Origin of the sequence: Prevotella jejuni (genome assembly GCF_900187995.1) — a bacterium.
In the GTDB taxonomy this organism is placed as follows: domain Bacteria; phylum Bacteroidota; class Bacteroidia; order Bacteroidales; family Bacteroidaceae; genus Prevotella; species Prevotella jejuni.
On the sequence record NZ_FZNZ01000007.1, the window covers coordinates 42311 to 68086 of the forward strand.

The following is a 25776-nucleotide window of genomic DNA, read 5'->3' on the forward strand; positions in this document are numbered from 1 at the left end:
ATTATTCCCTTTTTAAATTCTACAATATTAGAGATCGACTGTCAAACCGAAGTTGAACACACGTGCAGATACATAAGTATCGTCACTGTCACCATTAAAGCTATACTGTGGGTTCAAACCCTTACGGCTTGTGAGTGTAAAGAGATTCTCAACACCAGCCTTTACTGAAATGCCACCAAGACCCCACTTGGTTACCAATGCCTTTGGCAAACGATAAGTGAGCATGATATTCTTCATAATGAAGTAAGAAGAACTTGTCAACCAACGGTCACTAACAGCATTATTATCATTGCTTCCATTGAAATCAAGGATAGGTGTACCATTAGGATCGATACGGTTAGGAGAAGTAGCTGTCATACCATCAGGTGCACCATTCCAAGAGTTAAGTACGTCCTTATGGAGTGCGGCTGCTGAAGAAGCCGAACCAGTAGACATCAATGACCTATAAGATCCATCCATTGTCTTACCACCAAGGCTGTAAGTCATCAACATTGATAAACTCAAATCCTTCCAACGAAGGTTAGATCCAAATGAGCCATAGACAGAAGGAAGAGCTGTACCAGCCCACTTACGGATTGCCTGAGAAGTAGATGTAGTGTACTTTGTTCCATTGATTTCAACGAGGTCACCTGCTGCAGAAGCAGTAGCCTCCTTTTCCGGGTCAAGGTCATAGAGAGACTTACCAGTCATTTGATCAACACCTACAAAGTGATAAGTATACCACTCATAAGCAGAATGTCCCTCTGAATAGTTCTGCTGACCATGCAAGATATCTTTTCCCTTAGGCAACTTAAGTACCTTGTTACTCAATGTGGTAGCGTCAAAAGAGAGGTTCCATGTCCAATCCTTAGAACGAACAACATCACCATTTAACATGATTTCGAAGCCACGGTTAGAGATTGTACCGATATTCTGATACTGTGTAAGGTTCTCAATAGCATCATTACCGAAGAATGAACCTGCTGACAATGGGAAACGAACTTCGAAGAGCAAGTCTTTAGAACGCTTATCGAAATAACCCAAGCTAAAGTTCAAACGGTCAAAGAGCGTACCCTCAACGCCGAAATCGAAAGTCTGTGTAGTCTCCCATTTCAAATCGAGAGCTGCTAACTTCTGACGTACCAAAGCAGGGTTACCACCATTCTTTGTAATGTAATAAAGTGCTTGATAACCATAGAAATTAACAGCAGCATCATTACCTACCTCACCGTATGAAGCGCGAGCACGTAAAGCATCAACCCACTTTACATTCTCCATGAATTTCTCCTTCTTAATGTTCCAGTTTACGCCAGCTGAGAAGAAGTTACCCCAACGCTTATCCTTGTGGAACTTAGAAGAACCATCACGACGGAGAGAGAAGTCAAGGAAATACTTCTCGTCATAGTTGTAACGGAGACGACCAAGGTAAGATTCTGTTCTATAATCTTCAAAGTAACCTTCTGTAGCAGAGTTTAATACGAAATTACTCAACGCACCTAAGCCTTCAATGGCTGCGTTTGAATTCATCACACGAGCATATTTCTTGTTCCAGCTATAGTTCTCATGACCGAGGAGAACATCAACGTGGTGGAGATCAAAATTATGATCCCAGTTCAGAAGTTCCTGTCCTGTGTAAGAGACATACTGATAAGCATATTCTGACAAACGACCATTGTTAGAAGCACCATCACCGATAACAGGGTTATTATAGGTCTGACGATTTTCATTAGAATGGTTCAAGTCTACTTTTCCTGTCAAAGAGAAACCATATGGCAAACTGATTTTTGTATACAACAGACCATCCAATACGTTTCTGCGTACACGGTCCATATCCATCGTCATCTCGTAAGGGAGGTTACGGTTTTCAAGATACTCAGATGTTGTATCATACTGCTTGTTGCCATCTGCATCCAAAGCGTATGTACCATCAGCGTTATGCAAATAAACAGGATAAACAGGAGCCATGTAACGAGTTACATAGAATGGATTAGCATAGAAAGCTTCTTTAGCATCTGCATTATAGCTTCTTACAGAAGAAGTACCAGAGAGGTTCAAACCTAATTCGAGCCACTTGTTGGCTGTATATTGTGTATTAATACGACCAGTAAAACGCTCATAGCCAGAGTTTAAGGTATAACCTTGCTCATTCAGATAACCAGCAGAAGAGTAGATATTGTACTTATCGCCTGCTATACCAGCAGAAAGGCTATACTCTTGACGATGACCAGTACGCTCAACTGCTTTCTGCCAATCAAGGTCGTCATAACCAGGACGAATAGATGCAATCAGCTTACCATTTGCATCAAAGAGGGCATTACCAGCAGCATCATAGATATTACGCTTTACATAATCACTCATTAAATGCTCAGTAGCAAAAGTACCAGCTGCAGCCTCAGTTGAAGCGATACCTCCAGAGAGGGCATAATTCCTCATTGCTACCCAAGCAGCCTCCATCCATTCGTTTGGACCTAAACGGTCATACTCAGGGATACCACGTCTGTAGAAACCCTGGTCCATCTTCAAAGAGATATTTGGTTTAGAAGAGAATTTAGCCTTCTTTGTTGTAATCAAGACAACACCATTAGCTGCACGGTTACCATAAAGAGCTGCTGAAGAAGCATCCTTCAATACAGACATAGACTCGATGTCGCCAGGATTTAACTCGGCAATATTACCTTCAAATGGAGTACCATCAACAATATAGAGAGGCTGGTCAGCATCTTTAACCAATGTACCCACACCACGAATATGAATCTTTGGTGTAGCGCCAGGTTCGCCATAGGAGTTATTTACCTGTACACCAGGAGCAGAACCTTCCAGTGCACCCGTTACCGTAGTACTAATACGATCAGAGATCTTCTTAGAGTCAACAACGGCAACAGAACCAGTAATTGATTGACGCTTAGCGGTACCGTATGCCACAACAACGAGCTCATCAAGATTCTTGTCATTCGGATTTAAGGTAACTTTCATGTTGCTTGAAGCCGTAACAGTCTTTGATGCCATACCAACATAAGACACAACCAACTTAGCTCCTGCAGGTGCTGAGAGACGGAATTTTCCATCAATATCAGTCACAGTACCAGTCTGAGTTCCAGACACAAGGATAGATGCACCCACAACAGGTTGCCCGTCACTTGAGGATACTACAGTTCCGCTAATCTCTGTTTGCGCCAGCGCTGTTCCTAAACTTAGGAAGAGGCCGACTAAAAACATCATTAGTCTTTTTTCCATAAATTCTCTCTTTAATTAATATAATAAATAAACTATTTCAGACTCAAATATTAATACGTAAGGTTCTACAAACTATATACAAGTAATGGTAGGTATTATATTTAACACTTTGCAAAGATAGTGCACCATTTTTAAAGTTCCAAATGGAAAAGAACATAATAGATTAATTTTCACATTTATTAATAATACATAGTAAGAGAGTATAAGCTTTTTGCATGAAAATAAAGGAATTATTGTTTAATATACGTTATAAACACATCATACTGTAAGTATTACACTCCAAGAAGGTGTTAAATATCAAATGAATGTTAATTATTTAGCTTGGCAAAAGTGGGTGTTAAACTTGGGTTAGAACAAAGCTATAAAAATCACAGAGGTACCGTTGGTACATGGAGCAACGGGGTGTTTTGCGGGTTTTATTAGAGACTTTATACCCAAAGCATTTATTCCAAAGGTCATTAGGAATCTGTATGCTACACCGCTGTTACTCTTTGTACCGTTGGTACCTCTGTGATGTTGTGTTTAGCTCTTTCTAATCAGAGATTCTGTCTGCCTTATTTTGTAAGGACCTTAGTTTATCACTCCATATTTTGGAAGAAGCTGTTAATTATTAGTTATTATATCCATTATTCTGCTGCTTTTTGAGATTAGCGTTTGCGTCAACCTCATAACCAGGAATAGCAGGATATGCCTTATAATAGTCTCGATTGTAACTACGAGCCTCTGTCGTTAAGACGTCATGCCAACCACGAGTTGCATCACTTGTATAACGAGTGATAGTCTCATTATTACGGAGCGCATCGAAGAAACGTTGTCCTTCACCTACAAGTTCTTTTCGACGTTCCAACAATATGCGCGCTAACGTAACATCTGAAGCTGTAACCTGCTTAGTTGTATCACTTGTACGATTTTTGATAATGTCATTCAAGTACTGAGCCGCTTTTGTAGTATCTCCTAATCTAAAGGCTGCTTCTGCTGCATTAAGATAAACTTCAGAGAGTCGAAGTAAAGGAATATTCGCATAACGAACATCTCCGTTATATGCTGGCATCTTATTTAGATAGACCTTAGCACCATTAAATACTTTCTTTTTATCAGCTGATGGGACTAAGAACACGTTAGCTCTAACGTCTTGTGGATCTTCTGCAAGGAGTTCCACAAAGTTTTTTGTTGCACATACATCTCCATAGCCAGGAAGGTCAGGGCGATTCTCTGCATAGATATAAGCAATTCCCACTCTGTCATTCCAATCTTGTGAATTGGTAACAGAGAGTTCAAAAATCATCTCATTAGAATGACTTTTATCATCCTTTTTCCAAGCTTGAACATACTCATCGGCAGTCCAAAGTTTTTTACCCGAATTATTAATAACATCTTCGGCAGTAGACAAAGCATTTGCCCAATCACCTTTTGTTAAATAAACACGTGATAGCAAAGCCTTAGCTGCATAAAGACTCATATAACCAGTCTCTGGCTTTGTTTGTAAATTACCAGAGCTAATAGCCTCATTTATGTCTTTGATTACTTGAGTATAACACTCTGCAACTGTACTACGGGAAGGTTTCTCCTCTGTTGAGATTACCTTTGTCACCAATGGTACACCTAACGATGCACCATTATCCTCGGTGTAAGTCTTTCCATAGACACGAGTTAAATCAAAGGTTGCCATAGCTCTTAAAACTAAAGCTTCGGCACGGATTTGACCTATCAATGCCTTTCCTTTTGCATCATCCTTATCTGTTAGTTTTCCACCATCAGCCGCTTCTATGATATGATTTGCAGTTTGAATTACGACATAAGGTGACTGCCAAATCGCAGTAGTAGGACTAAAATTAGAGGCTGTAGTATATTCCATCTTATAATAGAACGAAGCACGATTACTACCATACTTAGAATTATACTGCAAATCTTCTCCGTGCATTTCTCCATAAAGAAACATTTGTAAGCCATAATAATCCTGGGCTCCGGACGAACCTTTCAAAGCTGCATACATACCTGTACGAGCTGTGACCATGTCAGAACTACTCTTGATGGCAGTTCCTTCTGAAACACCATCACTCGGTCTCTGATCGAGAAATTCATCACCACATGATGCCGCACCAGTCATTACAACGACAGCAAGCATAAGGCTATATATTTTCTTATAAGTTCTTTTCATAAACAATATTTTTAATTAATAGACATTAAAAACCGAGTTCAATACCGAAAGTAAAGGTGCGGAGTGCAGGTGTCTGGAATGTACATACACCATCGACACGCATTTCAGGATCAACGTAAAGATCCTTTGATTTCCATGTCAACAAGTTACTTGCAGAGAAGAAAGCACGTGCCTTACTCAAACCAATCCGTGTTACCCATTGTGATGGAGCCGTAAATCCGAGCGTCAGACTCTTCAAACGCAGATAATCTGTTGGCATCAACCAACGAGAAGATACTTCACTTGAATTACCATACTGGAACACTGGCTGTGAGGCATTCGTATCGCCAGGACCTGTCCACATCTTATTGATGTCATAATAAGTTGGTAACTGACCACCAAAGGTATAGTTTCCATTATTATGTTGCCATGTAGCAGCATCAAAAGCCTTACCTCCAAGAGAGAATGTAAAGTTCAGACCGAAATCAATAAACTTCCATGTGATATTATTACTGAAGCCGCCTTCTATCTTTGTTTCGTGATTTCCTATAATAACTTTTTTCGCTTCATTAGGATTGATTGTTGTGTTACGTGCATTGCTTGTTCCATTATTGAGGTAGTAAGATTCTCTACCAGTATTTGGGTCAACACCAGCATACTCATAGCCATAGTAGCTATAATAAGGTTCACCTACTTTATGAATGCGAACACCACTGATAATCTGATTTTCTTCACCATAAATCTTAGTAAGTTCATTATGGTTATGTCCGAAGTTCAGCATTGTTGTCCATGTAAGGTCCTTTGTTTGGAGGTTGTTACTTTGAATAGTTATTTCATAACCTCTATTACGTAGTGAACCTACATTAACAGCTTTCTTGGAAAATCTATCACTATTATAATAACCAGGAACTGCTGATATTGGTAAATCAAAGATTAGGTCAGACGTTGTACGTACATAATAATCGAATGTCACAGATATACGATCAAGTAACGTTAAGTCAAGACCAAAGTTGACAGAACGGTTTTTCTCCCACTGTAATTCTGGATTACCAACACCAACAATAGCCATACCAGATTTTCCATTATAATATTGACCATATTTGTACCAGTTTTGGTAACCATAGAAACTACTTGGTAGCGTACCATTCACGCCATAACTTGCACGTAACTTACCATCGCTAACAACCTGCTTGATAGGCTCCATGAACTTCTCTGAACCAAAACGCCATGCTGCAGAAACTGACCAGAAGTTACCCCATCGATTGTCTTTAGCCAAGCGACTACTACCATCGCGACGGAAACTCACACCAGCATAATACTTATTATCATAGTTGTAGTTTACTCGTCCCAACCAACTTGCAAGAGTGTAACCACTTACTTTACTCTCTGCACTGGTCGTACCAGCATTACCAAATTCGTAGAGGTCACCAGGATAATCTTTACCATTAATGTAATTATACCTTGTGACATATTTCTCTGTTTCATAGCCTAAAAGGGCATCAATATTGTGTAGGCCAAACGTTTTCACGTATGCCAACTGTGTTTGACCATTTAACTGGCTGATAGAACCCGTGTAGCGTTGTAGTGTACCCCCAGGACTACCATCATTTGACAAACGGTCCCAAAGTACATCTTCATTATTTGAAGTATAATCGTATGTCATCTTCTCGCTCAAACGGAGACCATCCCATATATTCCAATCCAACTTCAATGAGTTAAACGCACGCTTGATATCTGTTTTATCATAGGTATGCAATGCCTCATAGATTGGGTTTACACTAACCAAACTATTTGTTTCACTTCCACGAGCTAAGGTTCCATCAGGTAAGTAAGCGATAGAAGACGGACTCTGAATAAATGCATAATTGGCTATAGGGCTTGAGAAAGAAGCTCCTCCATCGTTGGTAAGACTTTGATTAACCTTTGAGAATAAAGAAGAATATGTCAATGTGAAATGGCCAAATTTATGTGTTATATTAGCATTACCAGTGAATCGCTCCATACCTTGATTAGAGAAGATACCAGTTTGCTTCATATAAGAAAGTGAGGTGTAGAAACGTGTACTCTCACCACCACCACTCAAGCTAATCTGATAGTTTTGGTGATGACCCGTCTTAAAGAGAAGACTCTTCCAATCGGTCCACTCCTTAATAGGCTTACCACTTTGATCATATCCCACTGTAGGCTTTGATGCATAGTCTTCAATATTATCCTTAGCAAAAGTCTCTGCATCTGTTTCAGACTTACCCTCCTTATAAAGAGCATAGTTCTTCAAGCCAAGGAACAGCAGTGCACGTCGTTCGTCTCCTCCTAATACTGGACGATAATTAATTGCTACATTAGAGAATCCCCAGTCACTACGGAAATCGACATGTGTCCTTCCTTTCTTACCACTCTTTGTTGTGATTACAATTACTCCATTTGCTGCACGTGAACCATAAAGAGAAGCTGCTGCAGCGTCTTTTATGACAGTAATTGACTCAATATCATTACTGTTAAGAGTCGCAAGTACGTTTGTTCCAGATTCATTATATTTGCCTTGACCGATGCCATTGACGTCTCCTGATATCATAGGTGTGCCATCAATAACATACAAAGGTTCATTACCAGCGTTAATTGAACCCATACCACGAATACGAATATTACTTACAGAACCAGGAGCACCAGATGCACTTGTCACAGTAACACCAGGAACCGAACCTGCTATCTTGTCTTGGACAGAAGCTACAGGCACATCAGACAATTTACCAGGGTCAACGTTAGCAGCAGCTCCTGTAAAGCTTGATTTCTTAAAGTTACCATAACCTGTAACAATAACTTCTTCAAGTGAGCCTGCGTCAGGTTTCATTACCACCTTTATGCCGTCTGAGACTGGTACGAGTTGAGTTTTTAAGCCAACATATTGTACACGTAACTGATTTTTCCCAGCTGGTACAATAAGGTGGAATTTACCATCAATGTCAGTGACAGTACCCATCTGTGTGCCAGCTACAAGGATAGAAGCGCCAACGACTGGTAGTCCATCTTCTGAGGAAACTACAGTTCCGCTAATCTCTGTTTGCGCCAGCGCTGTTCCTAAACTTAGGAAGAGGCCGACTAAAAACATCATTAGTCTTTTTTCCATAAATTCTCGCTTTAGTTAATATAATAAATAAACTATTTCAGACCCAAATACTAACAACGTAAGGTATCACAAACTATATGCAAGTAAAGATAGGTTGCTTTATTTAACACTTTGCAAAGATAGTGCACCATTTTTAAAGTTCCAAGCAGAAAAGAAAATAATTGACTGGTATTTTACATTTATTAATAAAGAATAGTGATAATGTGTAGTATTTGGTATGAAAATAATGAAAATGTGTATTATAAAGCGTTGTAAAAATATCAGAATGTAATTAGTACACTTTAAGAAAGTGCTGAATGTTGAATGAATGTTAATCCTCTTGGGTGACTAAAGATGATTTTTACGACTCACTACCAGCAAGACTTTCGAATAAGATAGCAGTAAAAGAGGTTCTTCCGTTAAATGTGTAGATTGTTAATAGAATGAGATTAATCCACATACATGGTAGGCTTACCTCCAATAAGATTGTTTTATAGGGGGTGGGTAAACTATATGATAAATGTAATTAGGTGTGATGTCTATCTGTCATCTACAAACAATTTATTCCTATTAGCCTAATTAGGCTATTTAGTCCAATTGGGCTAATTAGGCTAATAACTTATTATTCTGTCATAATTTTTCACGTCATAATTTTGAATACATGCTCTTTTGGCTTCTAAAAGACGCCCTTTTGGCTTGCAAAAGATGCTCTTTAAGACCCTTGCTAACGCCCTTTTGAAGTTCAATTAGGCACCTTTTACTTTATACTTGGTAACTAATTGATACCCTGTTGATTGTAAACCTGCTTCATGTGTGTGTTTTTGTCGTAAGTTATAGGTGTTTTCCTTGAAATTATGTAATGATTTTTTAAGCCCTGGTCTGCATATTTTCGAAGTCTTAAAACGAAAAGATTTTCAATGAAAGAGGATGAAAATAGGATAGATAGTTGACTGTCTCAGCTATATTTTTGTTTAATGACTAACTTTGGATCTTACGTTAAAGCACTACGAAAAGCGTCCACACATTTAACGGAAGAACCGTAAAAGAACTCAAAGTAAGTGTGAGTGAAAAATACACTTCACCTAATTTATGTCGGTTCATCATGTCCTTTTGATGTCTTTTCATCATCGTATCTAAAGTCAGAAGCGTCTAAATAAATTCTCTTGTGTATGATAAAAAGGAGGTTCAGACTAATTATTTGGCTCGTTTTTATTACTTTTGTAGTCTTGTAGCATGGATATTTTTAACTTTATCTATAATTATAGTATAAGTCTATGAAGTTAACAGAACAGCGTAGTAGTATGCTTCATGGTGTACTGCTGATTACTTTGTTTGCGTGTGCCGCCTTCTATATCGGTGATATGGGATGGGTGAAAGCACTCTCTTTGAGCCCGATGGTTGTTGGTATCATCTTAGGTATGCTTTATGCCAACAGCCTTCGTAACAATCTTCCAGACACGTGGGTGCCAGGTATAGCCTTCTGTGGGAAGCGTGTGTTGCGCTTTGGTATTATCCTTTATGGTTTTCGTTTGACTTTTCAAGACGTGGTTGCCGTAGGGTTACCAGCCATTGTTGTAGATGCGATTATCGTATGTGGAACGATTCTCTTAGGTGTTTTAGTAGGAAGACTATTGAAGATGGACCGTAGCATTGCGCTTTTGGCAGCTTGTGGAAGTGGTATCTGTGGGGCAGCAGCAGTGTTGGGTGTGGATGGAGCTATCCGTCCGAAGCCTTATAAAACAGCTGTGGCTGTAGCGACGGTAGTAATCTTTGGTACACTGTCGATGTTTCTTTATCCTATTCTCTATCGTGCGGGTATATTCGATTTGCCGCCTGCTCAAATGGGAATCTTTGCTGGTTCGACGATTCATGAGGTGGCTCATGTCGTTGGAGCAGGCAATGCTATGGGTGCAGCAGTGAGCAACTCAGCGATTATCGTTAAGATGATTCGTGTTATGATGTTGGTACCTGTATTATTAGTCATTGCCTTCTTTGTTGCAAAGAACGTTGCCGAACGAGGGGAAGAGGGCAACGGTGGAAGTAAGATAAACATCCCTTGGTTTGCCATCCTCTTCCTTGTAGTCATCGGTTTCAATTCCTTGAATTTACTTCCGAAGGCGTGTGTTGATTTCATTAATACGTTTGACACCTTCCTTCTTACCATGGCTATGTCGGCATTAGGGGCTGAAACGAGTATCGATAAGTTTAAGAAAGCTGGCTTTAAGCCTTTCCTCTTGGCTGCTATCCTGTGGTGTTGGCTGATTGGTGGAGGTTATTGTCTCGCAAAGTATGTGGTGCCTTTGATGGGTGTTGGGTGATGAATGTTGGGTGAAGGGTGTTGAGTGATGGGTGTTGATGAAGTGCGCATCTGAGGGAACATGTTTGTTGGGCGATGGGTGTTGAGTGTTAGGTGTTAATGAAGTGCGCATCTGAGGGAACTTGTTTGGTTGCGGGGTTGGATGATGGATGTTGAGTGTTGGTTGTTGATAAAGTGCGCATCAGAGGGAACATGTTTGGTGGGGAGTTTGCTCGGATGCTGTATGTTAAACGATGCGAGGAGGGATTCTGTGGTAGAGTGGGGGATAAGTTGAAATTGTAATATTGTAATGAAAGTAGAAAGAAGAAACTATTTAGTATTTTGACATTAAGTAAGTTTCGATATCTCCTTTCGATAGTATTGATAATAAGCTGTTATATTAGGTTTACAAGCATACGTGTGATAGCTTAAAAGAAGAGTAATGTTTTTTGTGCGGATAAGACTTCACTTATTTCTCAATCAGCGGTCGGAAGACTTGAGGAAACGTTCCCTGTTTCGCTTGTTGTTGAAGAAAAGCCTTTATATCTGAGAAGTTCTTGTATTTTTCTTCTTGGGAAATCATATCTTTAAGAATGTCATAGCTCCACGGTGCAGGGTAGCTCCAAAGGAGATTGATGTAACGAGGTTGACCGTAATGTGTCTTCTCTTTGGCTGCTGCTTGGCAGATAGTCTTTGCATACCATTCAAAGTCTGGGTCCTCCCACTTCTTAAGAAGCCAATAAGCTTGGTCGGTCATTCGCCCATTCTTCTTCAGATCGCGCTTCAGAAACTTATTGATTCGAGCGATATCGTTCTTGTTCTTGTATCGAGCGAGGAACATCAAGACCCCGTCATTGCCTTTGTCAGCCTCTTTGATGATAGTTGGGTAATAGGATTTGAGTGGTTGGAGGTCCTGAAGGAAGGCATTTTCATATCCATATTTCTTCATATAATCAAAGAACACTAAGCTGTCAATGGCTGCTTGCTGTTGTGCTGGTAGGTCCTCGTCTACGTTACGATAGTAGACGCTGAGAATAGAACGGTGGAAGGGAACTTTGAATTCTTCTTCAGAGTTTGATATATGGTTGACTCTTGTTGTGTCGTTTATAGCCTGTTTAAGAATGTTGAATATTTGCCCATTGGGTTTCTCCAACAGGATTCTGAATGCCCAAAGACGTGTGATAGGCGAAGGACTTGTTTGGGCAAGCTCAGCCAACTGGTCGCTTGTAGCATTGTAGCGCAATGAGTCAGCATAGTCAAATTGCATTAAACGATAACGATTAGAGGAGCCCACTTTCTCTTCTTCAGAAAAGAAAGTCTCCTTGTTTAAGGCGTCAAGAGCCATTCTAAGTGTTTTAAGCGACTCTTCCGTTTGTGGTCTTCCACTTCTGACAGTACGTCTTTCCTTTAGATATCTGTCGTACAGCGGTTGGAAGATAGGAGGGATAGGACCTTCCTTTGCATACTTTATAAAGTGTTCCTTTATTTCGTGAATGTTACTATATCTGTCTTTACCAGAAAGGATATTCTCGAGAAGTTGGTAGCTCCAAGGTGCAGGATATTGCCAAAGAAGGGGGAAATACTCTCTTACGCTAAAGTAATCTGGTTTACCGATAACGGCTTGACAAACGCTTTTTGCGTATTCTTCAAAGTCTGGTTTGCCCCATTCTTCGAGGATTTCACGGGAATCGTATGTCAGTCGCTTGTTCTCCTCAAAGTCAGCTTGCAGCAACTTACGGATGTGCTGTAAGTCGTTAGGATTCTTATATTTGATGAGCAATGGCAGGACTTCTACCTGTCCGTTGTCGGCAGCTTCGACTACAGCTGCATAGTATTTCTGTTTAGGTTTGAGTTGTTCGAGTATTCCATAGGAATATCCATAACGCTTCATATAGTCGAAGAAAACCAGACTGTCAATTGCCTCTTGCATTTCTGGTGTCTGACTATTCACTTGGTCAAAATAGTAGAGAGAGAAAGCTCTGAGGTTAAAAGGTTTCTTGGTATATAAACAATAACTCATCTGCTCAGTCTCTGTGGTGTCGTTGATAACTGCTTTCAGGACATCATAGACTTGCTTGTTAGGTTTCTCTAACAAGATTCTGAAAGCCCAAAGACGAGTGGCAGGATTAGGATTTGTCTTAGCTATCTCGGCTAATTGGTCTGGTGTGGCATGACGGCGCAGCCAATCAGCGTAGTCAAATTGCTTAGAACGATGATGTTCTGGACCGAGTACGTAGGTAACAGCAAAGATATCATACTTGTTTATGGAGTCGATAGCCATCTGAATGCTGTCTGGCATCTCGTACACATCAGTCTTACCACTTCTGAAGCTACTGCCAAGAAGGGTTATAGAGAGGAGTGTTGCGACAAGGCAAACAGGTTGTTTAAGGTTGAACTTTTTAATTCTTTGAACTGTGAGCATAGAACTTTGAACTTTATGATTTGAACTTCGAACAACTACGAATGGCACTAATGGCACGAATCCTTATTGTTCTTTGAACTTTATGATTTGGGTTTATAGCTTTTTCTTTTCTCATAGTAGGTAATCATCATTATGAATTATTATTCTTGTTTTCCAGTCAGTGTATAGCCGAGTCGGACGTTAAGTCGGTGGGCAAGTTGTTCTATCTTCTTCTTCCGTTCAGGTTTCATTGTGTCGTCACGGAGCTGTTCGATGACACGGATAGGCGCAATGGTGTCGCTGGGCCATGGGTCTTCCTGTATTTCGGAAGGGCAGTAGAAAGCGATGACATTCAGCAACTCATAGACCTTGATAGAGTCGGGATTGCTGTAGCGATAGAATGCAACTCTCCTTTCTGTCAGCCCGCTAACTTTGTAAACAGCCGTCATGTTGTTGTCGAAGAAATCGTATTGGTATCGCCTTGCAAGGTAATCACCATCTTTACAAAAGTAGGTCGAAGGGAGAAAAATGTCGCCCCCTATGACTTGAAGGAAAATAGCAAATAGCCACAGAGCAATGCCTATCAGCGCACTATAGAGACGTATTACCAACTTCCTTTTGCTTTTCCGTGCAGCAATCATCAGTGCAATCGGTGACAGAAGAGCAGCCCAAATTGGTATGTAAGTCAGTCCCCAACGCAGGTGTACGTCTTCGGGTAGCAGGATATAAATCAGTCCACAGAGGAATATTGCACCAAGGTGTAGACCCATTGCAAGCGATAGTTCTTTGCGTTGAACAAAGTCTTTTATCCTATTCCATTGCGGTTTTTGCATATTGTTAAAGTTAGTTATGGGACAAATTTACGTTTTTCTACATTAATAAGCAAGTATTTGTTATGTTTTTTGTGGTTCTCACTATCTATTCTTTTCTCATCCTCCAATATAGAAGACCCTTTTATCATACTCCTTCGAAGTGGTGGATAACGCTTTGAAAAACCATTGCATAATTTCAAGTAAAACCTCTATAAATAAGGATAAAAACACATCTCGTGGTGTGAGGCGGTGTTCTTTGTTGCTGTTATCTTTGTTGCATTTATTTTCGATAGGCAGACGGGAACGAGGGGGGAGGTATGATAATATAATCAATATCGCCTGCCCCTGTTATGTTGTAGTAGGACTTCTCTTAATGGTGAGGTCGCATTATCTGCCAGAAAAGACATATAGAGTACCATTGACGGGGTATTCTACATATAAGGGTAACAGCATTTATTTTAAGTTTAAGGGGCAAACTACGAAGCGGACTTTCTCACTTTCGGGCTACGACCTTACGAATATTTGTGAGCGATATGATGTGGAATTATACCTAAAAGAACCACTCCCAACTGTTTATTATGTGTGCGGAATAAGCCTTTGTAAGCGAGATAGTATTTCTAAATAGTTGATTTATTTCGGTAGTTATTTCTCCTCTTTATTCGACATGACACCTGTGACGGATGCAGAAAAGGCTCTTCTCCGTTTGAGAACATGCCCTTCAAGGGGCAAGAATACGCCCTTCTTGGGGCAAGAAAGGCGTCTTCTTCAATGCTGTTTGTAATGTGTTGATTTGTTGAGGATTACAAGCTTGGTTTTAGAAGATAGTTTGGTCTTACTTTGAGGATGTTTATTTGGATGTTGTGTAATAATCTTTCTTAATCCTAATTATTTCTTCGGGGTGTGTAGTTGTGAGTGATATTCTTCTTATGAGAATGTCGGCAAGTGTAGTAATGTGGATTTCATCTTTGGGTGAAGAAATTGCTCTCTCGACTACAGAGGCGGATATAAGGATGAGCGGCAGAATGATTAAGATATCATTCGAAAGGTGAGATGAAACAAAAAAGGCTGAACCTCTTTCGAAGTTCAGCCTCATCTTTATACTTGTAATCACGCTTATACGAAGCTGATGACACCCTCAACAGTGCCCTCTTGGTTATCGTTGTCTTCGGCATCCTGCTCAGGAGTACTGATGCGCTTGATGTCCTTAATCATCTGTTTAGTTCGTTTGTAAGTAGGAGTGTTCTCAACAGCGAGGATAACATCCTCATTGTCGAGCTCATCCGCAGTAAAGCGATAGATGTGTGGACGGTGCTTGTATTGAGAGTTGTTATTGTCTTTGTAGAAACGGTCACGACGGTCACGACGTTCAGCTGCCTTCTCCTCCTCCTCAGCAAGGCGAGCAGCATCCTCTTGAGTCTGCTTCTTGATATGACTACCCATACCATCAACATCCTCGATACCGAAGCCTGTTGCAAGGATAGTAACCTTAACCTTTTTATCAAGTTCAGGGTCGATAGCAAGTCCCCACTTTAACTCGAAGTCAGCACTGAAGTGGTTCATGAACTCTGTCACATCGCCCATCTCCTCCATTGTCAAGCCAGGGTTGTCCTTGTCGTCACTGTTGAAATTGATAGAGAGCAGAATCTTCTTTGACTTATAAACATCGTTATCGTTGAGCAATGGAGAGTTGAGGGCATCCTCAATCGCCTGCTTCACTCGTCCTTCACCCTCTCCGTAACCCGTAGACATGATAGCCACACCACCATCTTTGAGGACAGTCTTGACATCGTTGAAGTCGAGGTTCATGATACCATGCACTGTGATAATCTCAGCAATACTCTTAGCTGCAACACTCAGGGTGTCGTCTGCCTTGCGAAAACCATTGAGCAAGCTCAGTTCTGGGTAGATTTCTCGTAGGCGTTCGTTGTTGATAACGAGTAGCGCATCAACATGTTTTGCCATCTCTTCAACGCCATCCAAGGCCTGATCAATCTTCTTAGCACCCTCGAAACGGAACGGGATAGTAACGATACCAACGGTGAGGATACCTAATTCCTTACTGATACGTGCGATGACAGGAGCAGCACCCGTACCCGTACCACCACCCATACCAGCAGTGATAAACGCCATCTTCGTACCATCATTGAGCATGTTTTTGATATCCTCGCTCGTATCTTCAGCCGCTTGGCGTGCACGTTCAGGGCGGTTTCCAGCACCAAGTCCTTCATCACCCAATTGCAGGTGCACTGGAACAGGAGAGTCGTTGAGTGCTTGTGCATCTGTGTTGCAGAGAACGAAGGTCACGTCGTGGATACCTTCTCTGTACATGTGGTTCACAGCATTGCCGCCACCACCACCGACACCAATGACCTTGATGATGCTATCGGCTACATCGCCATCACCGAAGTCTAATATATCCATTTTATTATTGTTGTCTGCCATAACAGTCTGTTATCTATGTTTATGATCAATATTCATTTTCTTGTGTGCAGGAGAGAAGAGCGTTTACTCGTCGTCTTCTTCTGCCATAATCTTCTTAACGAACTCTTTAGATTTGTGTGTGAACTTGTTCCAGAAGCTATTGCGGCGCTTTTCTTCTTCAAGTTCGCGCTCTCTTGCTTCCTCTTCCTCACGTAGTTTGCGTTCTTCCTCCTCACGTTTACGACGTTCAGCTTCCGCCTTCTTTTTCTCTTCTGGAGTAGGAACGATGCCCTGACCTTGTCTTGCAGCAGTAGAAGGAGTGTAAGGTTGTTCGATAGGAGTCGCTACAGCAATCTCTTCATTATTAAAGAGATTGGTCTGTGCAGGGTTGTATTCAGCGCCAGCACAGTTCATATCGCCCTTAGCAAGCAGCCCGAGAATAGTATTCATGTTACCATTTCTTGCAGTGATATCCGCATTGCTTGAAGAGATAGTATGCGTGACAAAGTTCGCTTTACGTATCTTGTCGATATGAGTAGTATTGCGCATGCAACGCTCAATGTTCTTGAGATTCATGCCGCCACCTGTAAGGATGATACCACCAAGAAGTTTGTCAGCATATTCTGAAGGTACCTGATACCACACGTTCTCAACGATCTCATTGATACGAGCTTCTACTATCTCAATGAACTTACGGCTGTCAACAGAGCGTTCAGCGTCGATAGAATACTTTAATGTATTATCGATATCGTTGTTCTCAGTAAAGGCAGAACCATACTTAAGCTTCATAGCCTCAGCATCCTTCTCCTCCATCTGTAGACTTGCGATGTCCTTTGTGATATTGTTACCGCCCAAAGGAATGACAGCCAAGTGGCGAAGGATATTCTTATAGTAGACAGAAACCGTGGTTGTATCAGCACCAAAGTCGACCAATACACAGCCACCACGCTTCTCTGCCTCGCTCAATACCGCATCAGCCAAGGCCAAAGGAGCAAGATACATCTCAGCGATAGAGATGCCAGACTTCTCAAAGCTGTTGTTGAGATTATCGTAGAAAGCCTTGCGCCAAAGGATATTAAGGAAATTACCCTCAAGTCGAGAAGCCTTAATACCTACTGGGTCGAGAGAGTACTGGTTGTCAACTTTATACTCCTGAGTGGCAGCATCAAGGATCTCCTGGTCCGGATAGGTCATGTTACGATTGGCATCCATCAACTCATTAATCATGTCAGAAGTAATGATAGTATCGGTTGGTAAGTCCTTTACTATGACGTTGCGAACGCTTCGTATGGACTGTCCTCCTACGCCAACGTAGACTTGAGAGATTTCATACTTCAGTTGTTTTCTTAGTTTGTTGATAATGCTGGTGAGGCACTGTCCGGTCTTATCGATGTTGTAAACGACACCCTTACGAATACACTGTGTAGCGTCTTCCTTTACAACAGCAAGTACGGAGATGCTGCCGTCAAGGTTTTTCTTGCCAGCAATACCCGTAATCTTTGATGAGCCTAATTCAATGGCTACTATAAACTCTGCCATATTCGTTAAGTATTTTGTTGCTTATTTATATTCTCTAAATTGTTAGCTATTTATTCTGTCAGACCGTCGGAAGCATTCTCTTGTCGCTTCACTTCCGTACGAGCCTTCTCTCTTTCCTCCTCTTCTGTGCGTTGTACGTCTTCTACCTTTTCAGACTTAGCTTTCTTAATAACCTCGTCCTCTTCTGCCTTCTCTGCCTTTTCGTCACGTTTCCTACAGATGATTTGGTTGTCGAACTCAATGTCTATATAAGAATACTTGTTCCATCCAGCTTGTGAGAGTCCGTATCGATAGAATTTCTCTAAGCGTGATAACTTCTTTGTCACAAAGACATTGATATCATGTTTACGTTTCCATGGACCATTGTTCTTAGGCAGATAACCCATGAAAATGATGTGATTACCGACGCGAGGGACTAATTCGATCCCTCTGTCAGGCAATACGTTAATCTGTTCTATCTGGTTGAGCCATAATGGAGAGGCATTGATAGCCATTGCCAAAGGGGCTATATACAGACGTGCAAAATTGTTGTCTATATTACCAGTAGCGATAATCAAGTCGCTTGTGTACTTAGAGTTAGGGAGTATCCCTCCGTTATCATCAAGATAGTAGTCAGCCCCAGTATTACTCTTGATGCGTATAATCGGCATACGTTGCGTAATTTGGATATTGACCTGACCATCTTTTGTTATGTAGCACTGCGCTGTCTTGATAAAAGGTCCCACCTTTAATGCTTCCTCAATGTGACGAGGATTGATGTCCTTTACCTTCTTATTAAGCGGATAGAGGTTTACCTTCTTTAATATCTGCTTGATTTCTCCTGCGGTAAGAAAGCCTGCGTTATTCGAGTCGGAGATGTTGATGTTCACTTGGGTACATAGCTCTTTGCTCTCATCAGGCTTGTTCCATGAGGTAACAGCCACGATGAGATAAATAGCCAGTAGGAAGTCCAGCGTAGTGATGATTATCTTTTTCCACCGAATGCGCATATCTATTCTCTCTTACTTACAGTGTTCTATATTCTTACATTACTTCTTGTTGAGTATTTCAGCAATCTGTGGGACATAGTTATCGAGATTGCCTGCACCCAAAACGACCAACACATCGAAATCTCTTGATTCCACAAAGTTAAGTACATCATCCTTTTGTATCATCTGCTTCTTGACATCTGGACGCAGATTATCGTAGATGAGCTTACTTGTCACACCTGGGATAGGTTCTTCACGAGCAGGGTAAATCTCGGTCAAAACGACCTCATCAAAATGACTGAGCGCATCAGCGAACTCTTTGTAGAAATCGCGTGTGCGAGTATAAAGGTGAGGTTGGAAGATAACAGTAACCTTCTTGTCTGCATAGAGTTCCTTCAGACTCTTTGCACTCTGTAGTATCTCCTTTGGATGATGCGCATAGTCAGAGAGGAAAACATGGCGGTCGTTCTTAATCTTAAAGTCGAAACGACGGTCAACACCACCGTAGGTCTTCATGCCATTGCGAAGCTCTTCGGCAGTACAACCATTGAGTTGTGCCATAGCCATAGCAGAGATACCATTCTCTATGTTGATAGGAATAGGTTGTCCAAGCTCTACATCCTTTACGTTTTCGATAGGGGAAACGAAGTCAAAGGTGATAGTTCCGTTTGCAATTCGTATGTTCTCAGCATGGAAATCACCCTCGTCACGACTGTATTCATAGGTTCTTACCCCCTCTTGTACGTTCGGTTTCATCTCTAAGTCCTTATGGATAATGAGTGCACCACCCTTTTTGATGAGTTCTGTATAATGACGGAAACTCTCAAGATAAGCCTCCTTAGTACCATAGATATCCAAATGGTCGGGGTCGGTAGAGGTGATAACGGTCATCCAAGGACGCAGCCAATGGAACGAGCGGTCGAACTCATCGGCCTCAATGACTACAAAGTCGCTGTGGTCAGAGAGGATGTAGTTGGTGCCATAGTTCTTAGAGATGCCCCCAAGGAAGGCATTACAGTCCAAATGACTCTGGTGCATTAGGTGTGCGCACATACTTGACGTGGTCGTTTTCCCATGTGTTCCTGCAAAGCAAAGACCCTTGTGTGTGCGGGTAAGAGTACCCAACACTTGTGCACGCTTCTGTATCTCAAAGCCGTTCTCACGGAAATAAACCAGTTCAGCATGCTTAGCTGGGATGGCAGGGGTGTAGACAACCAACGTAGACGATGGTTCTTTACAGGCTGCTGGGATAAGTTCTACATTCTCTTCATAGTGAATGTTCATCCCTTCTTTCTCCAGAGTGTGTGTGAGTTCGGATGGTGTTTTGTCATATCCCGCCACTATCAACCCTTTATGAAGGAAATAGCGAGCTATAGCACTCATACCGATGCCACCCGCACCAACGAAGTAAACTGATTTAATATCTTTGAGTTCCATGTGTTATATATTCTTTTTCTGTCTTTTGTTTGTTGGTAGCTTTGTGTTTCACTACCGTTTCTTGCATTGCTATTGGGTGAGTATGTGTATTAAGCCTTTATGAGTTTGATAACCTCATCAGCAATAATCTCAGCAGAGTCCTTCAACCCCATCTTCTTAACATGCTCACTTAGACTTGCTAACTTCTCGTCATTTGTGATCGTCTCAAGGGCAAGCTTTATCAATGTGTCAGGCGCTTCAGCATCCTTTACACAGAGGGCAGCATCTTTGTTGACTAACGCCATAGCGTTCTTGGTCTGGTGGTCTTCTGCCACATTAGGACTCGGAACTAAGATAACTGGCTTGCCAATGAGTTGGAACTCACTGATAGAACTTGCGCCAGCGCGGCTGATAACGAGGTCAGCAGCCTTATAAGCAGCTCCCATATCACTGATGAAATCCATTATCTTCAGGTTGGGTAATTCCTTACCCTTCATCGAATCCAATATCTGTTGATGGTAGAATTTACCAGTCTGCCAGATGAATTGTACGTCTGACTGTGCTATGAGGTCGAGGTGTTCGATGACAGAACGATTGATGGTCCTTGCTCCCAGACTACCACCCACAAGTAGGATGGTCTTTTTGTTAGGGTTGAGACCGAAGCTCTCGCGTGCCTCTTCGATAGAAAGTGGGGTAGAGAGGACGTTCTGTCGGACAGGGTTACCCGTCATGATAATCTTGTCTGCAGGGAAGAAACGGTCCATTCCTTCGTAAGCAACACAAATCTTTTTCACACGCTTCGCCAATAGCTTGTTCGTTACCCCAGCGTATGAGTTCTGCTCTTGGATAAGACATGGGATGCCCATCTTGGCACATTCGTAGAGTGTTGCACCACTGGCATAACCACCAACACCCACAGCAACCTGTGGCTTGAAGTCTTTAATGATGCGACGAGCCATACGAAGACTCTTCCAAAGCTTGTAGAGTACTTCAAAGTTCTTTAACTTGTGTGCACGGTCGAAGCCTTTGATAGGTAGACCTTTTATCTCATATCCTGCGGCAGGGACGCGTTGCATCTCCATACGACCATCTGCACCCACAAATAGAATCTTCGCCTCTGGGTGCTTAGCTTTGATGGCGTTGGCAATAGACACAGCCGGAAAGATATGTCCTCCTGTACCGCCACCGCTGATGATAATTCTTAATTCCTCGTCCATGTGTAATCTTCTTTATAACTTACAAAGGTAATCATTTTTTTTATCTTCGCTCAACTTTACCCTTCCTTTTTATTTTTCTCTGTCAATTAGACAGTTGCGTGAGAAAGATTTTCGGCTGAACTCTTGTCTTCCTTCTTCTTCTTTGCAGAGCGACTTACGCTTAGTATGACACCAATGTAGATACAGTTTATTATCGTTGAGGTACCACCTTTACTAATGAGTGGTAGAGGTTGTCCTGTTACTGGGGCTAATCCAACAGCTACTAACATGTTGAATAGGGCTTGTGTAACCAAGAGGAAGGCTATTCCCATTGCTAAGAACGCAGGGAAAGTGTTCTCACATCTGTTGGCGATGATACCCGTTCTGAAGAGAAGGATGATATAGAGTAAAGCCACAAAGATAGCTCCTTCGATTCCCATCTCCTCTATGATGATAGCATAGATGAAGTCGGAGAAAGCCTGTGAGAGGAAGTCTCGCTCGTTAGAATTGCCTGGTCCTTTTCCTACAACATCTGATGAAGCGATGGCAATGTTGGCATGTGCGACCTGTGCATCCTTATCCAAATCGTAGTCTTTAGGTGCTACATATTCATTATTGAAGAACTTCTTTATACGAGCCTTCCATGTGTCAGCACGGTGAAGCGTTTTCCCAATGAAGCCAGGTGACTCTTTCGGCTGTGCTGCCACCGTCTGTTCTGTAAGGTTCTGTTTGTCAGGTAGATCGTCTTCCAGCTTCTTGTCATCACCAACCAACATCACTAAGGATAATGCTAAGACGCCAAGTAAGGCAATGAAGCCTACCAACCGACCTAATTGCTTGAGTGGAACTCTCCCTACAAACATCATCAGAATAACCGTCAGGGCAATGAGCATCGCCGTAGAAAGGTTCTCAAAGAGAATCAAAAGAATGATACCACTTGAGAGTAACATGATGTATTTGAAGGCTTTACGGTCTGCTCCATGATCTGTTTGCATAGCACTAAGCACCTGCGCAACCGCTAAGACCAATGCACCTTTGGCTAATTCGGAGGGTTGAAATTGTAGACCTGCAAGCGTAATCCATCTGTTTGCGCCATTTGTTGTTTGTCCTGCTACAAGCACCCAGATAAGCATTAGTGTCGAGAAGATAAGTACGATGGGTGTTATGAGCTTGAAATAGCGGCACTTAATATTAAGTACAAACACCATCAAGACGATACCAACGATAAGAATACTGCAATGATAGATGATAGGACTCCAGTAGTTTCCCTTTGTGAACGACAGTGAGCTTGAAGCCGAGTAGACCTCAACGATACTGATGATACATAGGAAGAAGAAGACCATCCAGATTACTTTGTCTCCTTTAAATATATTACTGAGAGATTTATTCTTCATTGTTTTGTTGTTCCTTATGGGATTTATTAGTCCAATTAGTCTTATTGGCCCAATTTAGTCTTATTAGCCCAATTAGCCAGATAAGTCTTTTCCTACAATGCTCTGACATAACTCTTGAACTGCTCGCCACGGTCTTCCATATTCTTAAAGAGGTCGAAGCTTGCACAGCATGGACTTAAAAGGACGGTATTGCCAGGCTTTGCTAATTCAGCACAAGCCGTCACACAATCCTTCATAGAGTGTGTGTCACGAACAGGAATACCGAGGCTATCGAAGTTGTCATGGAGCTTTTTATTATCAGCACCAAGGTAGACAAGTCCAATACACTTCTGCTTTACTAAGTCTTTAAGTACGCTGTAGTCGTTTCCTTTGTCCTTACCACCAAGGATAAGAACGGTAGGTGTGTTCATACTCTCAAGTGCATACCAGCATGCATCGACGTTAGTTGCCTTTGAGTCGTTGATGTATTGCACTCCAGCTACCTTGCAGACCTTCTCTAATCTATGCTCTACACCAGGGAAATCGCTCAGACTCTTGCGGATGTTCTCTTTCTTTATACCACTGATGTCTGAGGCAATGCCGGCAGCAAGAGAGTTATAGATATTGTGCTTACCAGTCAAGGAAAGGTCCTCTTGCTCCATGTTGAAGGGTTCAGGTTGCTCTATGGTGTATTGTCCTTCTTCGATATATCCAATGCTTCCCTTCTCTTTTAATTCAGAGAAAGGATAGCATACTGCATGCACATCAAACTTCTCTAACTCCTTCTTTATTACAGGGTCATCATTCCAATAGATGAAGCTGTCCTCCTTTGTCTGGTTCTGAATGATACGCATCTTGGCGTCGGCATAGTTCTCAAACTTATAGTCATATCGGTCCAAATGGTCGGGAGTGATATTGAGAAGGATAGCAATATTTGCACGGAAGTCGTACATATTGTCTAATTGGAAGCTACTTAACTCAATGATGTAATACTCATGTGGGTCTTCCGCAACCTGTAATGCAAGGCTGTTACCTATGTTCCCGGCCAATCCAGCATCGTATCCAGCATCCTTAAAGATATGATAAATGAGGCTTGTTGTGGTAGTTTTACCATTACTTCCAGTGATACAAATCATCTTAGAATTGGTATAGCGACCAGCAAACTCTATCTCGCTGATGATATGTGTACCTTGTGCCATCAGTTTCTGAACCATCGGCGCCTCTTTAGGAATACCCGGACTCTTAATGACTTCGTCTGCATTAAGAATCTTCTCTTCCGTATGCTGTCCTTCTTCCCATTCTATGCTACGCTCGTCAAGCATCTTCTTATACTTGTCCTTAATGGCAGACATGTCTGAAACAAAGACGTCGAAACCCTCTTTCTTAGCCAATACAGCTGCGCCAGCACCACTTTCACCGGCACCAAGTATTACTATTCTTTTCATATATCTTTCCTTTCCTTACTCTTGCTTATGTAATGTTTTTGTTTGCTGGCTGCTTACCTCTCTTCGAGTAAACGGTTACTCGCCTCTTGGGTAGTGGTCAGCTGTGTGGTGTTTCGTATGAACACCAATTGTGCGAACGCCCCGCACATATCGTGCTGACGCCTCGCACGCCTCGTGCTTATCTTATCTTCAGTGTGATGATAGTCATTGCAGCGAGGATGATAGTCACAATGATGAAACGTAAGGTTATCTTACTCTCATGGATAGCACTATGTGGCTTCTTTAAGAGATACTTACATTCTGGGTCGAGTTGACTATCTTGTGTGCGGAAGTTATCGTGAATAGGGGTGCGTTTGAAGATACGTTGTTTAACTCCTTTACGTTTTCCTAACTTGTAGTACCACACTTGAACGATAACGCTTAAGCTCTCAACAAAGAACACACCACAGAGGATAGGGAGCATCAACTCCTTGTGAATGATGATAGCACCTACTGCGATGATACCGCCAATAGTAAGACTTCCTGTGTCGCCCATGAATACCTGTGCAGGATAAGCATTATACCAAAGGAAGCCAATCAAGGCACCTATGAAGGCCATAAAGAATACTACCAACTCTTCAGAACCTGGTATATACATGATGTTCAGGTAGGCGGCGTATTGTATATGGCTACTTACGTAGGCTAAGATACCCAATACGACACCTATGATAGCGGAGTTTCCTGCGCACATCCCGTCCATTCCGTCATTGAGGTTGGCACCATTAGAGACGGCTGTAACGACGAAGATGGTCATAAGAACAAACAGTATCCAGCCACCTGCAGTCTTGTAGGGACCTAAGAAACCCATAATCTCTGAATAGTCGAGATTATGTAGTTTGACAAACGGAATGGTTGTCTTAAGCGTTTTCTCAGCTTTTGCCTCATGCTTGATGACGATTTCTTTACCATTCTGGTTGGCTACTTCAAGGTTCAAGTTAGCTTTAACGTCAGGAGAAGCCCAAAGAACCAAGCCTACGATAAGCCCGATAGTTACCTGTCCGACAATCTTGTATTTACCTTTCAAGCCTTCCTTGTCATGCCGAAATATCTTGATAAAATCGTCCATACCACCGAGGAATCCCAGCCATACGGTCGTTATAATCATTAACAACAGATAGATGTTACGTAGTCTACCTAACAAGATAACCGGAATCAGCAGTGCAACGATGATGATGATACCACCCATTGACGGTACACCAATCTTCTTAACACCGAATGGGTCAATCTGTGCATCTCGTTGAACCTCTGTTATCTGTTTCTTCTTGAGGTATTTTATAAACCGTTCTCCAAACCATGCAGAGATGATAAGGGCTAATATCATTGCCAAGATAGAACGGAAACTGATGTATCCCCATAGATGGGAACCACTGATACCGAACTGGTCAAGCCAACGGAAGATATAATACAGCATGTTATT

14 protein-coding genes are annotated in these 25776 nt (G+C 41.8%); 1 reads left to right on the forward strand and 13 read right to left on the reverse strand.

What is annotated here, in order from left to right:
• Positions 1-27 precede the first annotated feature (27 nt).
• From CHB62_RS03590 to CHB62_RS03600, 3 genes are all read right to left on the reverse strand, one after another.
• Complete coding sequence (locus CHB62_RS03590; RefSeq protein WP_089365742.1) at positions 28-3213, reverse strand: SusC/RagA family TonB-linked outer membrane protein; 3186 nt, start codon at positions 3211-3213, stop codon at positions 28-30.
• A gap of 610 nt (positions 3214-3823) precedes the next feature.
• Positions 3824-5371 carry a RagB/SusD family nutrient uptake outer membrane protein gene (locus CHB62_RS03595; RefSeq protein WP_089365743.1) on the reverse strand — a complete coding sequence of 516 codons (1548 nt, stop codon included), beginning with the start codon at positions 5369-5371 and terminating at the stop codon, positions 3824-3826.
• A gap of 25 nt (positions 5372-5396) precedes the next feature.
• On the reverse strand, positions 5397-8474 hold the full coding sequence (locus tag CHB62_RS03600; protein ID WP_089365744.1) for a SusC/RagA family TonB-linked outer membrane protein: 3078 nt from the start codon (positions 8472-8474) through the stop codon (positions 5397-5399).
• A gap of 1253 nt (positions 8475-9727) precedes the next feature.
• Here CHB62_RS03600 and CHB62_RS03605 point away from each other — a divergent pair.
• Complete coding sequence (locus CHB62_RS03605; protein ID WP_089365745.1) at positions 9728-10771, forward strand: YeiH family protein; 1044 nt, start codon at positions 9728-9730, stop codon at positions 10769-10771.
• 447 nt (positions 10772-11218) lie between these two features.
• Here the strand turns inward: CHB62_RS03605 and CHB62_RS03610 are convergent, their stop codons facing one another.
• The 10 genes from CHB62_RS03610 to CHB62_RS03655 form a co-directional block, all read right to left on the reverse strand.
• Complete coding sequence (locus CHB62_RS03610) at positions 11219-13171, reverse strand: hypothetical protein (protein WP_089365746.1); 1953 nt, start codon at positions 13169-13171, stop codon at positions 11219-11221.
• A 140-nt stretch (positions 13172-13311) separates the two neighbouring features.
• Complete coding sequence (locus CHB62_RS03615) at positions 13312-13983, reverse strand: hypothetical protein (protein ID WP_089365747.1); 672 nt, start codon at positions 13981-13983, stop codon at positions 13312-13314.
• 1092 nt (positions 13984-15075) lie between these two features.
• Positions 15076-16404, reverse strand: a complete 1329-nt coding sequence (gene ftsZ, locus CHB62_RS03620) for a cell division protein FtsZ (RefSeq protein WP_089365748.1) — start codon at positions 16402-16404, stop codon at positions 15076-15078.
• A gap of 63 nt (positions 16405-16467) precedes the next feature.
• A complete protein-coding gene (ftsA, locus tag CHB62_RS03625; RefSeq protein WP_009010892.1) occupies positions 16468-17922 on the reverse strand; it encodes a cell division protein FtsA in 1455 nt (484 codons plus the stop codon).
• Between the two features lie 50 nt (positions 17923-17972).
• Positions 17973-18911, reverse strand: coding sequence for a cell division protein FtsQ/DivIB (locus tag CHB62_RS03630; RefSeq protein WP_009010891.1), 939 nt, complete (start codon positions 18909-18911; stop codon positions 17973-17975).
• 39 nt (positions 18912-18950) lie between these two features.
• The gene (gene murC / locus CHB62_RS03635) at positions 18951-20327 is read right to left on the reverse strand and encodes a UDP-N-acetylmuramate--L-alanine ligase (RefSeq protein WP_089365749.1); all 1377 of its coding nucleotides are present in this window, start codon (positions 20325-20327) and stop codon (positions 18951-18953) included.
• Between the two features lie 89 nt (positions 20328-20416).
• Positions 20417-21523 carry an undecaprenyldiphospho-muramoylpentapeptide beta-N-acetylglucosaminyltransferase gene (murG, locus tag CHB62_RS03640; RefSeq protein ID WP_009010889.1) on the reverse strand — a complete coding sequence of 369 codons (1107 nt, stop codon included), beginning with the start codon at positions 21521-21523 and terminating at the stop codon, positions 20417-20419.
• An 86-nt stretch (positions 21524-21609) separates the two neighbouring features.
• Positions 21610-22896, reverse strand: a complete 1287-nt coding sequence (locus tag CHB62_RS03645) for an FtsW/RodA/SpoVE family cell cycle protein (protein ID WP_089365750.1) — start codon at positions 22894-22896, stop codon at positions 21610-21612.
• 92 nt (positions 22897-22988) lie between these two features.
• Entirely contained in the window at positions 22989-24320 is a 1332-nt protein-coding gene (murD, locus tag CHB62_RS03650; RefSeq protein WP_089365751.1) for a UDP-N-acetylmuramoyl-L-alanine--D-glutamate ligase, read from the reverse strand.
• 178 nt (positions 24321-24498) lie between these two features.
• Positions 24499-25770, reverse strand: coding sequence for a phospho-N-acetylmuramoyl-pentapeptide-transferase (locus CHB62_RS03655; RefSeq protein WP_089365752.1), 1272 nt, complete (start codon positions 25768-25770; stop codon positions 24499-24501).
• Between the last annotated feature and the right edge of the window lie 6 nt (positions 25771-25776).

Excerpts from the sequence above, each read along its gene's own strand:
- CHB62_RS03610 (WP_089365746.1), bottom strand. The coding sequence starts at position 13,171 with ATGCTCACAGTTCAAAGAATTAAAAAGTTCAACCTTAAACAACCTGTT.
- murC (WP_089365749.1), bottom strand. The coding sequence starts at position 20,327 with ATGGAACTCAAAGATATTAAATCAGTTTACTTCGTTGGTGCGGGTGGC.
- murD (WP_089365751.1), bottom strand. The coding sequence starts at position 24,320 with ATGAAAAGAATAGTAATACTTGGTGCCGGTGAAAGTGGTGCTGGCGCA.
- CHB62_RS03590 (WP_089365742.1), bottom strand. The coding sequence starts at position 3,213 with ATGGAAAAAAGACTAATGATGTTTTTAGTCGGCCTCTTCCTAAGTTTA.
- ftsZ (WP_089365748.1), bottom strand. The coding sequence starts at position 16,404 with ATGGCAGACAACAATAATAAAATGGATATATTAGACTTCGGTGATGGC.
- CHB62_RS03600 (WP_089365744.1), bottom strand. The coding sequence starts at position 8,474 with ATGGAAAAAAGACTAATGATGTTTTTAGTCGGCCTCTTCCTAAGTTTA.
- CHB62_RS03595 (WP_089365743.1), bottom strand. The coding sequence starts at position 5,371 with ATGAAAAGAACTTATAAGAAAATATATAGCCTTATGCTTGCTGTCGTT.
- CHB62_RS03615 (WP_089365747.1), bottom strand. The coding sequence starts at position 13,983 with ATGCAAAAACCGCAATGGAATAGGATAAAAGACTTTGTTCAACGCAAA.
- CHB62_RS03605 (WP_089365745.1), top strand. The coding sequence starts at position 9,728 with ATGAAGTTAACAGAACAGCGTAGTAGTATGCTTCATGGTGTACTGCTG.
- murG (WP_009010889.1), bottom strand. The coding sequence starts at position 21,523 with ATGGACGAGGAATTAAGAATTATCATCAGCGGTGGCGGTACAGGAGGA.
- CHB62_RS03655 (WP_089365752.1), bottom strand. The coding sequence starts at position 25,770 with ATGCTGTATTATATCTTCCGTTGGCTTGACCAGTTCGGTATCAGTGGT.
- ftsA (WP_009010892.1), bottom strand. The coding sequence starts at position 17,922 with ATGGCAGAGTTTATAGTAGCCATTGAATTAGGCTCATCAAAGATTACG.
- CHB62_RS03630 (WP_009010891.1), bottom strand. The coding sequence starts at position 18,911 with ATGCGCATTCGGTGGAAAAAGATAATCATCACTACGCTGGACTTCCTA.
- CHB62_RS03645 (WP_089365750.1), bottom strand. The coding sequence starts at position 22,896 with ATGAAGAATAAATCTCTCAGTAATATATTTAAAGGAGACAAAGTAATC.